At 48.2% G+C, this 14,126-nt stretch carries 13 protein-coding genes; 2 read left to right on the top strand and 11 right to left on the bottom strand.

Annotated features, from left to right (window positions below; genetic code table 11):
* Positions 1-41 precede the first annotated feature (41 nt).
* From MHI42_RS34625 to MHI42_RS34595, 7 genes are all read right to left on the bottom strand, one after another.
* Positions 42-2,618, bottom strand: a complete 2,577-nt coding sequence (locus MHI42_RS34625; RefSeq protein WP_342422129.1) for a glycosyl hydrolase — start codon at positions 2,616-2,618, stop codon at positions 42-44.
* Positions 2,619-2,815: 197 nt separating this feature from the next.
* On the bottom strand, positions 2,816-3,667 hold the full coding sequence (locus MHI42_RS34620; protein WP_083705411.1) for a MurR/RpiR family transcriptional regulator: 852 nt from the start codon (positions 3,665-3,667) through the stop codon (positions 2,816-2,818).
* A 61-nt stretch (positions 3,668-3,728) separates the two neighbouring features.
* On the bottom strand, positions 3,729-4,790 hold the full coding sequence (locus MHI42_RS34615) for a MupG family TIM beta-alpha barrel fold protein (protein WP_342422128.1): 1,062 nt from the start codon (positions 4,788-4,790) through the stop codon (positions 3,729-3,731).
* An 18-nt stretch (positions 4,791-4,808) separates the two neighbouring features.
* On the bottom strand, positions 4,809-6,227 hold the full coding sequence (locus tag MHI42_RS34610) for a PTS transporter subunit EIIC (RefSeq protein WP_342422127.1): 1,419 nt from the start codon (positions 6,225-6,227) through the stop codon (positions 4,809-4,811).
* Positions 6,228-6,253: 26 nt separating this feature from the next.
* On the bottom strand, positions 6,254-7,141 hold the full coding sequence (murQ, locus tag MHI42_RS34605) for an N-acetylmuramic acid 6-phosphate etherase (protein WP_342422126.1): 888 nt from the start codon (positions 7,139-7,141) through the stop codon (positions 6,254-6,256).
* 373 nt (positions 7,142-7,514) lie between these two features.
* Positions 7,515-8,672: a copper amine oxidase N-terminal domain-containing protein gene (locus MHI42_RS34600; RefSeq protein WP_342422125.1), complete on the bottom strand. Its 1,158-nt coding sequence runs from the start codon at positions 8,670-8,672 to the stop codon at positions 7,515-7,517.
* Between the two features lie 127 nt (positions 8,673-8,799).
* Positions 8,800-9,909 carry a Gfo/Idh/MocA family oxidoreductase gene (locus MHI42_RS34595; RefSeq protein WP_342422124.1) on the bottom strand — a complete coding sequence of 370 codons (1,110 nt, stop codon included), beginning with the start codon at positions 9,907-9,909 and terminating at the stop codon, positions 8,800-8,802.
* Positions 9,910-10,037: 128 nt separating this feature from the next.
* Here MHI42_RS34595 and MHI42_RS34590 point away from each other — a divergent pair, with 128 nt between their 5' ends.
* On the top strand, positions 10,038-10,424 hold the full coding sequence (locus MHI42_RS34590) for a helix-turn-helix domain-containing protein (RefSeq protein WP_342422123.1): 387 nt from the start codon (positions 10,038-10,040) through the stop codon (positions 10,422-10,424).
* A gap of 88 nt (positions 10,425-10,512) precedes the next feature.
* Here MHI42_RS34590 and MHI42_RS34585 read toward each other — a convergent pair whose 3' ends face one another.
* The 4 genes from MHI42_RS34585 to MHI42_RS34570 form a co-directional block, all read right to left on the bottom strand.
* A complete protein-coding gene (locus MHI42_RS34585; RefSeq protein ID WP_156118661.1) occupies positions 10,513-10,806 on the bottom strand; it encodes a hypothetical protein in 294 nt (97 codons plus the stop codon).
* A gap of 295 nt (positions 10,807-11,101) precedes the next feature.
* On the bottom strand, positions 11,102-12,019 hold the full coding sequence (locus MHI42_RS34580) for a hypothetical protein (protein WP_342422122.1): 918 nt from the start codon (positions 12,017-12,019) through the stop codon (positions 11,102-11,104).
* A gap of 41 nt (positions 12,020-12,060) precedes the next feature.
* Positions 12,061-13,074, bottom strand: coding sequence for a phosphotransferase (locus MHI42_RS34575; RefSeq protein WP_342422121.1), 1,014 nt, complete (start codon positions 13,072-13,074; stop codon positions 12,061-12,063).
* Between the two features lie 24 nt (positions 13,075-13,098).
* A complete protein-coding gene (locus MHI42_RS34570) occupies positions 13,099-13,506 on the bottom strand; it encodes a hypothetical protein (protein WP_342422120.1) in 408 nt (135 codons plus the stop codon).
* 93 nt (positions 13,507-13,599) lie between these two features.
* On the opposite strand from MHI42_RS34570, the gene MHI42_RS34565 reads away from it, so the two are divergent.
* Positions 13,600-14,124 carry a GNAT family N-acetyltransferase gene (locus MHI42_RS34565; protein ID WP_342422119.1) on the top strand — a complete coding sequence of 175 codons (525 nt, stop codon included), beginning with the start codon at positions 13,600-13,602 and terminating at the stop codon, positions 14,122-14,124.
* The last annotated feature ends 2 nt before the right edge of the window (positions 14,125-14,126 follow it).

The raw sequence follows: 14,126 nt of genomic DNA, 5'->3' as shown, positions 1-14,126 counted from the left end.
ACCAGGGTATCCCCCAATCCAGCCCTTTATCCTACCCTGTGTTAAGGCTCAATCCCCCACACCAGCTGGCCATTCATATATCCGGTGACCTGCTCATTGTTAACAAATTGACTGGCGGAGGCCTTGAACGAGTAATCGTTAGCCTGGTTGTAATTGGACCAGTCGGTTTTGGAGAAGCGGGTCTGGATCTCCGCGCTCTGGCCGGGATTCAGTGTTCCAGCGGAGCTTGTGAAGCCAATTTCCAGCGCATAATCGGCACCGGCAACCGGGGTTGCCAGCTTCACGAACTTGCTGGTTACGTTCGCGCTTCCGGCACTGGACCAGTCGATCCAGAAGCTCTGATCTTTCTCGCCGTCGATCGTGTAGTAATACCGGAGCTTCACATCACTGAGCTGAACTGCCGAATTGCCGCTATTGACGACTTTGAATTTGGCCGAAATTCCGTTAGTAGAGGCACTGGTGTTGCCATTAAAAGCCTGGATCGTCAAGCCGCCTGTTGGTAGCGGAACACTGCTATCTGCTACATTTACCGTAAGCACAGCGTTATTTCCTCCATTGAAATGGAAGGTGATCGGATTCTGACCGAGCGGCAGCGTGGAGAGATAGGATTTCTTCAAGACAATCGTTGCGCCTGATGCCGTATAATCCTGGCCCGATACAAGCGTGTAGCTTCCATTCGTCAGGTTTGTAAGCTGATGTCCGTTTAAGGTAAGGGCTACGGAAATATCCTGCGCTTGGGCCGGTGCTTTATCAAATGCCGCGCTCACAGGTGCAATAGATGCACTTGGCGTTGTATCGACAATTGTAACTTTCAATACGGGATCTTGTCCCTGATTGAAATCCAAGACAATCGAATGCTCGCCAACGGAGAGCGTTGCCAGGAATGACTTTTTCAGCAGCAGCGTATTTCCGCTTACAGTATAATCCTGCGTCGCGGTCAAGGCATTGCCCCCAGTCCGGAGGGCAGTTAACGTATTGCCGTTAGCATTCACGGTTATGGCTTTGTCGCTCTGAGCCGCTGCATACTTGTTAAATTCGATACTTGCAGGTGTAATGGACGCGCTAGGGTTTGGATTATTGACACTTAAATCAGGCAGCTCATCCAGCGTAATCACATAATTGCTCTGATACAGCGTGGTCAGTGTAGCCGGATAATTAAAGGCAGAACTCATGAGATGCTCGCCATACCACGGCAGGAAATAGAGCCAGCCCGACTTCTCCTCGGTCAGATTCTGTACGCTTGGGACAGTATCGTTCTCGGTCATGGCTACCATTTTGGTGCCGCCGGTTAGATCCACCAGCTGATAGAAAATCGAGGTAATGGCATCCTCATTGGGCACACCGGACAAACCGTCATAGCGGTTGTAGACGGTATTGTATTTATCGTAGCCGACAATATCCACCTGATCGTCACCGGGATACCAGGCGGGTGAAGTACTGTAGACATAACTGTTATACGTCCAGATCAGGTTGTGCAGGTCATAGGTTTCTGTAAGCTCAGTATAGAGCTGATCCCACAGCTGCTTATATACCTCTGCGCCTGCCGATGCCCACCAGAACCACGCGCCTTGCCCGTTCAATCCCCCGTTGCCCTCAGCTTCATGATAGGGTCTGAAAATAACCGGCACGTTGTTATCCTGCAGAATCTGCAGCTGCTCCGCCAAATCCGCTATAGCCAGCTGTACGTATTGATACTCTTTCGTCCCGGGAATGACTGCATTGGCTGTATTAAAATTAGTTTCCGTCGGCTTATAGGTGGCTTCCTTCCAATCCACAAATTCCCCCAGCTGATAGGCGGTGAAATCCCGGGGAACAGTGAGATGCCAGCTGTTAGTCGCAATCCCGCCCCGGTTGTTCACCCAGTCGATCATCCGCGCGGTTGTACCGTCCTCCCAGCCGTATAGCGGATTATAGTTCATCAGATCGAACCCGCGGATGGCCGGATACTTGCCGGTTAAATTGTGAATCCAGTCGAACTCCAGCTCGGAATTCCCGTCATTGCCTCCCCCGTAAATCTCCTGCTGGCCGGAGAGCATATGGTTGCCGTAGACCTCTGTCAGATAATTCATCAGCAGCTGAGTTTCCGGTGTAGCTTGAGCATCACTGAGAACAGGCTGCACATCCAGGGGATCCAGATCGGCAACATCCACACTGAAGCTGTCAAAATAAGCGAAGCCCCAGCCCGCCTTTAGCTGGATGGTGTTACTGCCCTGATTCAGCTTGTGATAGCCAAAATCGAAATCCGACCAAGTGGTCGTGTAAGGCAGCATATACGAACCCTTCGTAACACCGTTAACGTTCAACGATTGAAGCCGGCCGTCTGCGCTAAGCTCCTGCATATAACGGGTAGAGATCGTGTACATGCCTGTTTCCGGGACCGTCACATTGAAGGTAATGGTGCCTGAATTCTGCATCCAGACAAAACCGCTCCCGGTGTAGCCGGGCTTAGGCTGTCCGTAAATTTGGGTCGTCACTTGAAGATCGGAGGTGAGCTGAGCATTTTCGCTTTCAATTGTGAAAAGTGCGTTGTCTGCATGAACGGGCGGCGCTGTCATCACTCCAAGCAGCAGAGTAAATGCCAGGATCATTGTGCTTGCCTTCTTGAGCAAATTTTTCATTTCCACCTTTCCTCCCCATGATAAAATGGTAAATACTTGATCAATCTATCAAGTCTTGGATGCGCTTTCATAGCAAAGATAACATACATTCCATATTTTGTAAATCGTTGAATATTGAAAATAATGTACCCTGATGCAGGCGCACTAAAAAACTCCCGCTAATAGATTAGCAGGAGTTTCTATAGAGAGGTTCAACATTAATCATACAAGACTTCAATCATCTGCCTTGTCTTCGCCAGCTGCTCCACCGTTAAATCATGCTGGGCAGAGGCATATACGCTAAAGACAATGTCAAGTACAAATAACTGGGCGAATCTCGAGCTAGTTGCCGCACTGCGAAGCTTAGCTTCCGGCGCGCGTGATGTAAATAAAGAGACATCCGCAAGCTGGGCAAGCTTGTTATTTCCGGGGCGGGTGAGACTGATCGTTTTGATCCCCTGCTCCTTTGCCCGTTTCGTTAATTGAATGACCTCTCTCGTCTCACCGCTATACGAAATCCCCCAGAAGACGGCGTTTTCTGATTTCGTAGCCATGGCTGCTGCCAATAAATGACGGTCTGAAATCGCATATACATTTTTGCCGAGCCGAAGCCATTTCTGTGCTGCATCCTCTGCAATGATAAAAGAGGCGCCAATCCCATACACATAAATAACCTCTGCCTGTTGTAACAGGCGCACAGCCTGCTCAATGGATTGCGCGTCCAGCTGGCTGGCCGTATTCTGAAAGGTCAATATGGTATTTGACAGCATTTTATCAATGATAGAATGCACCGTTTCATTCGATTCAACATCAAAGTAGCCCACATAATTCGTGTTCTCTACTTCAGCGGATAAACGGATCTTCAGAGCGGGGAAACCCTCGATACCCACTGACCGGCAAAAACGGACAACCGCCGCACTGCTTGCCTCCGCTTTAGCCGCTAACTCATGTATGGTCATATGCATCACTTCTTTAGCATTGGCAAGAATGAACTCAGCTACTTTTTTTTCTGATTCCGGCAGTTCATTTAATACCAGTTCAATTTGGGAAATCATGCTTCCTGCTGCCAAGTTCTAAGCTCCTCTCCTCAGTCTATTCTCCTTATTGTAACAAAATAGATGGGAGTAATCATTAAGTAGCAGCTGTGAAGCTAAAGCGCCTTCCGCCTTGTCTGACGTAATCTAGTAGAGGAAGATCCTCTTCTATCACATGACCAATCACATTAACAGCTTCATGTGCCGGCAGATCTCTTAATGTGATCTGCAGCTCATGTTCATACCGGCCATACAAATAATTATCGACGGTAATCGTTCCTCTAGGCCGCTTGTTCGTATGCATAGGCGCAATACTTCGGGTCATTACAAAACGTTCCTGATCTGTCCGGGCAGTTTCTGAGCGAATCACATCACGGGCAGCATCCAGGCGGTTCCGGTGAACCGTATCCCAAAGGGCATAAGGCAGTTCTTGGGTTACCCGCAAAGGAATAATCCCATCTTCATACCGCTGAAATTGAATCTGAGACCCTTCGGAAAGGGTTAAATCGCCAACGAAAATTTTGTCCACCGCACAATCCTTCTCTAATTCCAGATAAGCTAGAAAAGAAGATTGATTCCTGTGCTTCTCTAAGGTAGGCAAGCTTTGAAATAACGGTTTTCTCTTTAGCCCGTCTCCCGGAATAAAGGCCATAGTCGTAATGCCTTCCGCTTGCAGCCATCTGTTCTTCGCTATAAATGCTTCTTTATCCAGACCTGTCTCCGGGCGGGGATAATAATTATGCCAGGCCTGGGTATTCTCTAGACAAATACGATGCTCTTGTAATGCAGTTAAGAATTCTGAGGTTAAGGTGCTGGCGTTTAGGGCGATTTTCATTTGTTGTGAGTAGGCTGCAATTTCACGGGCATCGAAGCCGAAATCCATTCGCAAACCTGTGACACCAGCATCTAATAGAAAGGGAAACGTGAATTTCTCCAATGCTTTTCCGGAAATATCCGCCATCAGGTCCATTCCTAACCGCCGGGCAGCGTTTGCGATCTCCAGCAATTTCTCCTTCAGTTGTCCGATATCATCTTCCGGCATATGAAGAGAGGTGAATATCTCCGTACAGCCTGCAGCCTTCATTTGTTCCATATACTTGACGTTGTCTTCTAACGTGCGGTCCGCCACAAAAATTGAAATTCCGAGCAATGGAATCACCTCAATAGTTCGAATCAGTTAATCCTGTTCTGCCATAGCCTCTTTGGGTGTACCGAAGAGATAAGTGGCAATAAATCCGCCAGCGTAAGCTGCAATTAAGCCTATGACGTATTTCAGCCATAATCCATTCGCAATCAAGGGAATTAACGCAACCCCGGAAGGACCAATGGCAATCGCTCCAACGTTGCCGAATAAACCAATGACCGCACCGCCGATCCCTCCGCCAATACAAGCTGTAATAAACGGCCGGCCCAGCGGTAAGGTAACCCCGTAAATTAAGGGCTCGCCGATCCCCAGAATACCCACCGGAAGCGCACCTTTAATCATGTTCGTTAATGATTTATTCTTCTTACAGCGAATCCATAATGCAATGGATGCCCCAACCTGACCCGCACCAGCCATAGCCAGCATCGGAAGCAACAGCGTCATCCCTGAATCATTGATCATCTCAATATGAATCGGCGTCAATACCTGATGCAGTCCTAACATAACAAGCGGAAGGAACGCTGCTCCTAATACGAAGCCTGAGAATGCACCGCCAACCTCTAGCGTCCAGTTGATAGCTCCGATTAAATTGGTGGAAATAAATCCGGCGAATGGCATGATGAAGAAGATTGTAATCAGCCCTACGGCCAGCAAGGCGATTGTAGGTGTAACGATAATATCAACCGCATCCGGAATCACTTTACGCAAATATTTCTCCACGATGGATAGAATCCATACGGCGATTAGAACGCCGATAACCCCACCTTGCCCTGCCGTTAAAGGTGCACCCGTAAATATATTAAAAATGGGCAGGTCAGCTGTAACCCCTGTTAAGAGAGTCACCCCGCCGATCACGCCACCAAGAGCAGGAGTAGCTCCAAATTCTTTAGCTGCATTAATACCGACATAAATCACCAGGTAACTGAAAATTGCGTTTTTGATAACATTTAAGATCGTTACATACTGCTGCCAGGTTGCAGTGTCTAAGTTGCCCGCTGTAATATTGTTAGCTAGAATTGAGCCAATACCCGCAATTAATCCGGCTCCAACGAACGCAGGGATAAGCGGTATGAAAATATTCCCGATCTTCCGTAAAAAGTTTTTGAACGGCGTATCATTCTTCTTTTTAAGCTGCGCTTTCATTTGTGCGCCTTTGGCCTGTAATTGTTCAGCCGAAATAGTACCTTCGCCCGCAGAAGCACTTTCTTCAAGCACGATACCGAACTCTTCAGCCACCTTGGTCACGACCCCGGGTCCGAGAATGACTTGATACGTATCATCATCCACCACACCCAGAACCCCGTCGATTTGCTTCAGCTCTGCTTCGGCGATCCGGCTGCGGTCCACAACCGTTACACGAAGACGGGTCATACAATGGGTATACGAGGATACATTCGCTCGGCCACCAATAGCCCCTAGTATTTTGACCGCTAAATCATGATATTTACTCATGTTTGTGCCCCTTTCATACTGTCCTATTATTGAATCGCCTGACGTACGAAGCCTTGTGATTCTTCGAGCCGTTGAACAGCTTCTTCTTTAGTTAGCCCCGCAAGAATCATCACAATGGCAATCTTCGGCTTCTGATCGGCCTGCTGCAGATAATCCTCTGCCGTTTCAGCGTCACAGTCTGTCGCATCCATAACAATCCGTTTGGCACGTTCTACAAGCTTTTCATTGGTTAGCTGTACATCCACCATAAGATTTCCATACACTTTGCCCGTACCGATCATCGAAGCTGTAGACAGCATATTGCAGATTAATTTCTGCGAACTACCGGCTTTTAAACGTGTTGACCCTGTTAATACTTCCGGTCCATTTACGACTTCTATCGCAATCCTGGCTATTTTACCAATCGCTGAATCCTTGTTGCAGCTTACGGCTACAGTTGGTGTACCTATAGAATTGGCATATTCTAATCCGCCGATAACATATGGCGTGCGTCCGCTGGCGGCAATTCCGACGACAACATCTTGGGCTGTCAGCTTAATATCCTGTAAATCCTGCACCCCTAATTGTTCGTTGTCCTCTGCACCTTCGACCGCCTTGATAAACGCCCTCTCTCCCCCGGCAATTAGCCCGATGACCTCCTCTGGCGTTGTTCCAAAGGTTGGCGGACATTCAACAGCATCCAGTAAGCCGATACGTCCGCTTGTTCCAGCCCCCATATAAATTAAGCGTCCGCCTTGTTTAATAGCCATGGTAATCACTTCTACTGCTTTGGCAATTTGCGGAATCTCTTGTTTAACCGCTTGTGCGACCTTGTGATCTTCTTCATTCATCACTTCCAGAAGTTCAAGAGGAGTTAATTCATCCAGGTTCATTGTTTTCTTATTGCGGGTCTCTGTTGTCAAATGCTCTAACATGATTTCCTCATCATCCTTTTCTGTTTATGAAATCGCTCTCTAAGTGAAGAATAACATCACTGAAATATTATTTCAACATTATTTTTTTTAATTGAAATTTAATATCAGCAGGAGGTTGGGCACGCAAAAAAGAGCCTGCCCCAAAAGCTACTATTGGCATCTGGGACACCTTCAATTCTTAAGTAAGATCAACGTGTGCACTTGACTGGACGCTCCGCGAACGGACTTTTTAAGCGGAAAGCGAATCTTCAATCTTTTAAAAGCACAAAAAAAGAAACCGCTCCTGTGTAAAATGGAAGTACAACCCAACCATTTCAAATCAAAGGAGAAGTTTCTTACTTTTGTACATTCAACAAACCATGGACCAACCCAATTATAATTCACCCAACCGGTACGTATAAGTCTTGCTGTCTTTCTTGCTGTCCGTGAATTCAAACTGCAGTTCTGACTTATCAGCGCCGCTGCCTGCGAACTTGATCCCATCATATTTGAATCCCGGCATATCCGTAGGGTTAATTCCGAACTCTTTGTAGAGGAGGATTGCCTGCTTGGCTCCGGTGTCAATCAGCGTCAGCAGACCTTCTTGCGAGGATCGGGCAATTAGATAACCCTCTCCTATGGCTTCAATAGCGTAGGTTTGCTCCGGGGTACCTGCCAGCTTCGAAACGTTCCAGGCTTGCAGGACGGAAGCATCCGGCGCAATCAACCGGACCGTGTGGCCGTCGTTCATAACGGCGTTCCCGGCATACGTCTTCAAGTCCTCAGGAGAGAACTGCCAGTAATGGGCAGTCGATTGGCGCAGGATGGCCCCTTTTTTGACAAAAAGGTTGAATACCGTCAGGTTGATCGAAGGTTCACCGCTGGAATTCTGAATGGTCACCAAATCCGCATCTTCTGAAATCTTCACCGATGTCAGCTGTGTTCCCGCAATATAATAAGGTTCAAGCTTGGCTGTAGAGGCGCCCATAGAGTGAACCACTCCGGCTGCATCCCGCTTATATAAAGTGCCGTCCACCCCGTTTAAGAAATACGCGTCTTTGCTGGTCTGGCCGTCACCGACAAATTCAGGATAGCTGATGAGCGCCTCCCGGCTGTCCGCATTCCATTGCAGTGAGCCCCCAATAGCATCATTCACGAACCGCAGTGGGATGTAGAGCTGCTTATTCACCTGCTGGAAGGCTGCGGAATAAGTGATTTGCTTCCCGTTTACCGTTGCAATGCGGCTCCCGATCTTCATACTGCCCTTCGTGAACAGATTCCCGATGTTGATCATTTTGGAATGTTCATCATAACTGACCGTTGCCCCCCTGACATAGAGCATGTCCAGCGAGAGCATTACCGTTCCATTCATTAGGGTGGCTCCTCCTGCTGAGGAGGTGATCTGCGAGTTGTTCAAATAGATACGGATAGCCGGTAATTTCGCGGTCTGTGCTGTACTAGTAGCTGCCGCTTCCATAGCGGGGGGATGAACAACACCCGTGACAAGAACACTAAGACCAATGATCTGCAGAATTTTTTTGAAAGTAATCATAAAGAGCCCGCACCTTCCTTTCTCAGAAAATACCATATCTCAAATCATAGCATACAGCAGATAGAATACAAAAATTAAATGGTAGACTGAGAAAAGTCAGGAAAGCGGGACGGGCAGTAAGTATTAGTTATCTCACTTCTTGACGGACACCCGAAGCGCTTGCCTTACGGATCGCATCCATCAGACGATGCACGCGGACCGCCTGGTTGAAATCGGGCAATTCCACCTCTTCCCCGTCAAGCCGCTGCGCCAGTCGGGCATAGAGATGAGCCACATTGTATCCTGGACCGGCAGGCAGATGCCGTACCAGTGAAGTATACACTTCTGGAGTTTCCAGTATCTCTGTCTCTCCGGAAGTTCGGACGAGCTGAAGCTTCAGCCGGTCCATCTGAAACATTAGCTGATCCTGCGGAGTGATGACCAGTTCACCACCGGTTCCGATGATCCTCATCGTAAATCCAGGGGCACCGCCATTAACAAACTGGGCCGAAACTAGTGCATTCTGTGCCAGTTTCCCGTTAACGAGCACGTGATCCGGTGCATTTGCGGTCACTGATGCACCAGTCTCCAGTACGTGAACTTCAGGGTATTGCGTATCCAGCCTACCGGACACCTCTACAAACGGCGCTACCATATATTCAATCGCATCAAGTACATGCGCTGCCCCGATTGTCAGTTGATCTGCCCCGTTAGCTTCATCCAGCAGATAGACATGTGCCTGGTCCACTGTTCCGTTCGAGGTAGGAAATACAGGCAGGGTAACTATTGTATTCACAGCCAATATTCGGCCAACAGCACCTTCTGTGATCAAGTCCCTGGTGTAGCGGACAGTTGGATTGGCCCGGGCCTGTAGGCCCGTCACATGCTTCGCTCCCCGTTCTTCCGCGAGTTCAAGCAGCGCTTCCGCCTCCGCAGTGTTCCTGGCAAGTGGCCATTCACTGTACACATGTTTGCCGGCATCCAAGGCTTCCCGGATCAGTCGGTCATGTTCGGGTACTTTTACAGTTACCACTACTATGTCAATTCCGCTCTGCCCTGCCATCTCTGAGGTACTTGTATAATAAGAGCCGATGCCGTGGAGCTCAGCCGCCGCCTGTGCGCTCTCTACCCGTGTGCCGGTTACTGCTCTCACCTCATAATTCTCAAGCGCTGCGAGTGCGGGAATGTGAGCCAGTCCACCCCATCCGCCTGCTCCAACGATTCCCGCTCCCCATGATGCTTTTTTTAACATAGCCATATATTGTTACCTCCACATTTAGCGTTGTACTGACACGATTGAATATAACCGTTATAATCAAAACAAAAAAGTACGCACTTTTTCGTAATATAGTTACCATTTGGGTACGTTGAAGGAGATCGATAATCATGACATATGAGCCTAACGAGGGGAATGCTAACGCTATACCCGGCAATACAAAGTACCACAATCCGACCGAAGCCACACTGGAGCGGATCGGCGGCAAGTGGAAGACAGCCATTCTCTGCCTGCTGGCCGAGCAAGGAACCATGCGTAATGGAGAGATGCTGCGCACGCTGTCGCCGGTCACCCAAAAAATGCTCACCCAGCAGCTCAAAGAGCTTGAAGCAGACGGGCTTATTCTCCGGACCGTGTTCTCGGAAGTGCCTCCTAAAGTGGTATATGAGCTGACGGACAGCGGACGGTCTCTCGGGATGGTCCTTGATCCGCTTTGTGAATGGGGCAAACGGTTTGTTAATTCAGTAAACCAGGACAAAAGCACCGGGAAAGAATAAATCAAAAAAAGCCTCTGTCATCTGAAATGACAAAAGCTCCTTCATCCGGCAGACCTCTCTGCCTCCAGTACAAATAACTTTATGTATCTTAAGCCTTAAATAAAATAACAATTTCGGTAATCAGGATCAGCCCGGCAGCAGACACGCCCAGTGAATTAATGATCGTCAGTGCGTCCGGGTAGTTCTCTTTCCGGAACTGTGAGCAGAGCGAAACCGTCCATAACACGCTGAAAAAGAGTCCAGCTGACCCGCAGCCATGCTCATTCAGCACCTGTCTTCTGCGTTGAAAGAACCGGCCCAGCCCGGCAAAAGTGAACACCATATAAATAATAAGCTCAGCCGATGATATCGCAATGACCTCGCCTGCAGAAAAAAGATGCATTAATGCGTACTGAATGCTAAAACCCATAATTACAAGCATGTTAAAGGAAACCTTGTGTAAACTCAAGTCTTCTTCCTCCCTTTGCGTAATAATGTACACAGCATTAAGATAACGCTTACATTATAATTGTAATCGTTTTCCTTTTCTGTGATTAATGACGCTTCCGGCCTATAGGATACTATGCATTATGGGTCTTATCAGCCAAATATTGCACACACAAAAACCGAGCTGTGACGGTAACAGCCCGGTCTCTCTACAAATCTATACATAGATCATGATTATTTTACCGCTCAACTTACATAGCTATCAGAAAATCATTCACAGCCTGTGTTCTCTTATCGCCGTTCTTCTCAAGCAGCAACAGGAAATCACCAAGCTGTGTCAGCAGCCTGCTGTCATCGGTCTGCTCAGGACCGGCTTCGGAAAGGGTATTCTCATAAGCAATAACTGCTTCTTCCTTGATGACCTGTGTCTTCTGGTCGAACAACGGTGTGTTCGGGGTTCCGTAGAATACATACCTTCTGGACACTTCAAAAGCTTTTTTCACCGCCGCAGTTCGGTTAGAGGTCTTGTATGTCTGTACAAAAGCCTCATATTGCACCGCCCGTTCCACAACTTGGTACCAGTCAATCTGTAAAGTTCCGTTGATCACAGACGGCTGCTCCGACTCTGCTGCCATCAGATCAATGTAAGCCTGCAGATCTTGGCTGATGTACGGCTTGAATACTTTGAAGCTCTTGTAATGGATAACCGGTACAAACTGGCCGCCGTCCGTCCCCAGCTTATAGTCCATGGCCGTCAAGTCCTGCAGTACCACGCGGGAATCGTACTGCTTCACCTTGGAGCGCGCCAGCACCATGGTCATGCCGGAGGTGTATATGCTTTTGATATCCTTTTGAATGGCAGGTGTATTCATGCGTTTGGTGGCTGTGGGCAGATAAGCTTTCAAAGCATTTTCCAGATGCAAAACGGCCAGATTGGCCTCTGCCTGCGTCATTTGACTAATACGGTTAACTAAGGTCGCCTGGGCCAGACTGAGCGTGGAAGGCTTCTTCACTCTTTGCTCAAATAAGCTGAAGGCTTCCGTAGGCTTCACCGCCGCTGCCTCTGTATATTGAGGGAAGGCACCAAGGACGGTAATCCCGGCACCCGTCAATAGCATTGCTGAGCCGAGCGCGGCTGCTACACTTTTCGTAAACCTGGTCTGTCTCATAAGCACACACCTTTCAGAGATCCTGAGATATAACTATCATTTTACCACACATTAACAATAGGTTCGTTATGCTCAAGCCGCTCTCTGCTCTCTCTGACCCAATCCTTGAACCAATCATTATCTGATGAACTGAAGGATTCGTCACCGTCGAAATTCCTGTATGCCCCGATGTAAACAATCAGCTCTCTGAGCTTCAGGAATACAGGGATTTGCTTCAGCCAATACTGCTCCAGGGTGTTCTCCCGGCTGTACCCCTTCATGAAATGATCCATAAACCGAAGTGCCTGTTCCTCACGGTCGTCCCGGCCCTCTTCCCCACCGTATACATAGACCAGATAATACAGCTGAATGGCGATATCCTCTACAAACCAACTGTACTGCGCCTCATCGAAATCGAATAATGTGATCTTGCCTTGATCACTCACATGGAAATTCCCGAAACCCATATCCCCATGGATAAGTCCGTAAGCCTCTCTGTTCTTGGGAAATTCTTGGAGAGTATCGATGATTCCGTAATAAGTTTCTCTTACGCGATGGTGCGAGGGGGGCAGGATATCTATATTTTGCAGATAATAATTGAGATTCCATTCATGCCGCCGCACAGTGGCATCCGGATGGTCATACCGCTTGGCAAGCGCATGCATCTTCCCTGTAATCCGGCCCAGCTTCTCATAGGTTGCGTTATCGTTCAGGCATTCGGGATAGCCGATCCTGTTGCCATGGGCTTTGTCAAAGCTGGCGGCAATAAAACACATCTCCGGCGTTACTATAACTTCAGTCCAGTTGCCATCCGCAGAAAGAACCGGACCCGATGCTGAAATTCCGTTCTCGGTCAGATACATAATCCAGTCCAGCTCGGCTCTAACCTGCTCAGCAGTCCGGTGCATCCCTGGCGTAATTCTTAGAATATACACCCCACCGCTCCGCTGGTATTCGTACACGAAGTTCTGAAACCCGCCTATGTAAGTTAACTCCTCAGGGTTGATTCCATAACGGCTTGCGGCAATACGCATAATATCTTTTTGATCAAAAATGTCCTTTATAGCATTTTCCATTTGAGTAGGCCTCCGGTGACTTAGTTAGACTGCAATAGCGACTATAAAACTAGTAATAAGCATCATCACACTGACCGGCGCCCAAATTCTCCTCTCCCGGACACTCCGTGTCATGATATTCAAGATGGAGGAAAGAACTGAAAAGCCAACCACAAACCAAATGCCCACAGCTGCAAATTCAAGCCAACCCGGAAGTATAATCTCCGACTTGCTCAGCACAATCAGCGCCAGGAAAGCCAAGACTGCAATCTGAACCAGGCAAGCCGCACGCATTGGCGCTGGAAGCTTCCCGGGAAACTTTCCGCCCATCGCGAATTCTCCCCACGGCATACCAAACGCCAACGCTGCCTGAAAAAGAATCACGATAGAAACCAACGCGGAAAAAATTACTGCTGAGCTGGATAAGAGCATGATCGCTTTCCTCACTTCCATTAAGTAGCGTCTTGTGAATTATCATAGACAATATAGAGGCAAAAAACCATAATAATTGTATATTAATGGTTTTTTATGAACAGGAGAGCAATTATGAAATTATCAGAAGCGTTTAAGACGGAGCGGCTGCACTTCCGCTTGCTGAATGTAGAGGATGTTGATGTAGTGTATAGACAATTCTCAGACCCGGAGATGTGCAAACATTTCAGCGAACCGCCCTGCAGCTATGAAGAAGCCATAGAAATCATTGAACATTACGCCAGTCCAGAGGGAAAAGGCTATCTCCGTTACGGCATGTTTGATATTGAAACGGATGCATTTATCGGGACCTGCGGCTATCATTACTGGGAACGTGAGCTGAAGCAAGTCGAGATCGGCTATGATATCTGGAAAGAGTATTGGAGGCAGGGGTATATGTCCGAAGCCTTGCCTGTACTCATCAAGCTCTGCTTCGAGCATCTTAACGTGGATTGCATTTATATCCTGACCCATCCACACAATGCTGCATCCATGGCAAGCGTACGCAAGTTTGGATTTGAGGTGTGTGAACCCTGCAGATTCGTTGAGGAGGAGCCGCAGGTGTGTATGAGGTTGATGCGGGGTAGCTGGCGTGATTAATG

The sequence above is a fragment of the Paenibacillus sp. FSL E2-0178 genome, from assembly GCF_038593005.1.
Classification (GTDB): Bacteria; Bacillota; Bacilli; order Paenibacillales; family Paenibacillaceae; genus Paenibacillus_AQ; species Paenibacillus_AQ phytohabitans.
This window is presented reverse-complemented; position numbering and strand designations above follow the sequence as displayed.

What these genes read in the sequence shown, in the direction of transcription:
- MHI42_RS34625 (WP_342422129.1), bottom strand. Translation starts at nt 2,618, where the DNA reads ATGAAAAATTTGCTCAAGAAGGCAAGCACAATGATCCTGGCATTTACT.
- MHI42_RS34610 (WP_342422127.1), bottom strand. Translation starts at nt 6,227, where the DNA reads ATGAGTAAATATCATGATTTAGCGGTCAAAATACTAGGGGCTATTGGT.
- murQ (WP_342422126.1), bottom strand. Translation starts at nt 7,141, where the DNA reads ATGTTAGAGCATTTGACAACAGAGACCCGCAATAAGAAAACAATGAAC.
- MHI42_RS34600 (WP_342422125.1), bottom strand. Translation starts at nt 8,672, where the DNA reads ATGATTACTTTCAAAAAAATTCTGCAGATCATTGGTCTTAGTGTTCTT.
- MHI42_RS34595 (WP_342422124.1), bottom strand. Translation starts at nt 9,909, where the DNA reads ATGGCTATGTTAAAAAAAGCATCATGGGGAGCGGGAATCGTTGGAGCA.
- MHI42_RS34590 (WP_342422123.1), top strand. Translation starts at nt 10,038, where the DNA reads ATGACATATGAGCCTAACGAGGGGAATGCTAACGCTATACCCGGCAAT.
- MHI42_RS34585 (WP_156118661.1), bottom strand. Translation starts at nt 10,806, where the DNA reads ATGCATCTTTTTTCTGCAGGCGAGGTCATTGCGATATCATCGGCTGAG.
- MHI42_RS34580 (WP_342422122.1), bottom strand. Translation starts at nt 12,019, where the DNA reads ATGAGACAGACCAGGTTTACGAAAAGTGTAGCAGCCGCGCTCGGCTCA.
- MHI42_RS34575 (WP_342422121.1), bottom strand. Translation starts at nt 13,074, where the DNA reads ATGGAAAATGCTATAAAGGACATTTTTGATCAAAAAGATATTATGCGT.
- MHI42_RS34570 (WP_342422120.1), bottom strand. Translation starts at nt 13,506, where the DNA reads ATGGAAGTGAGGAAAGCGATCATGCTCTTATCCAGCTCAGCAGTAATT.
- MHI42_RS34565 (WP_342422119.1), top strand. Translation starts at nt 13,600, where the DNA reads ATGAAATTATCAGAAGCGTTTAAGACGGAGCGGCTGCACTTCCGCTTG.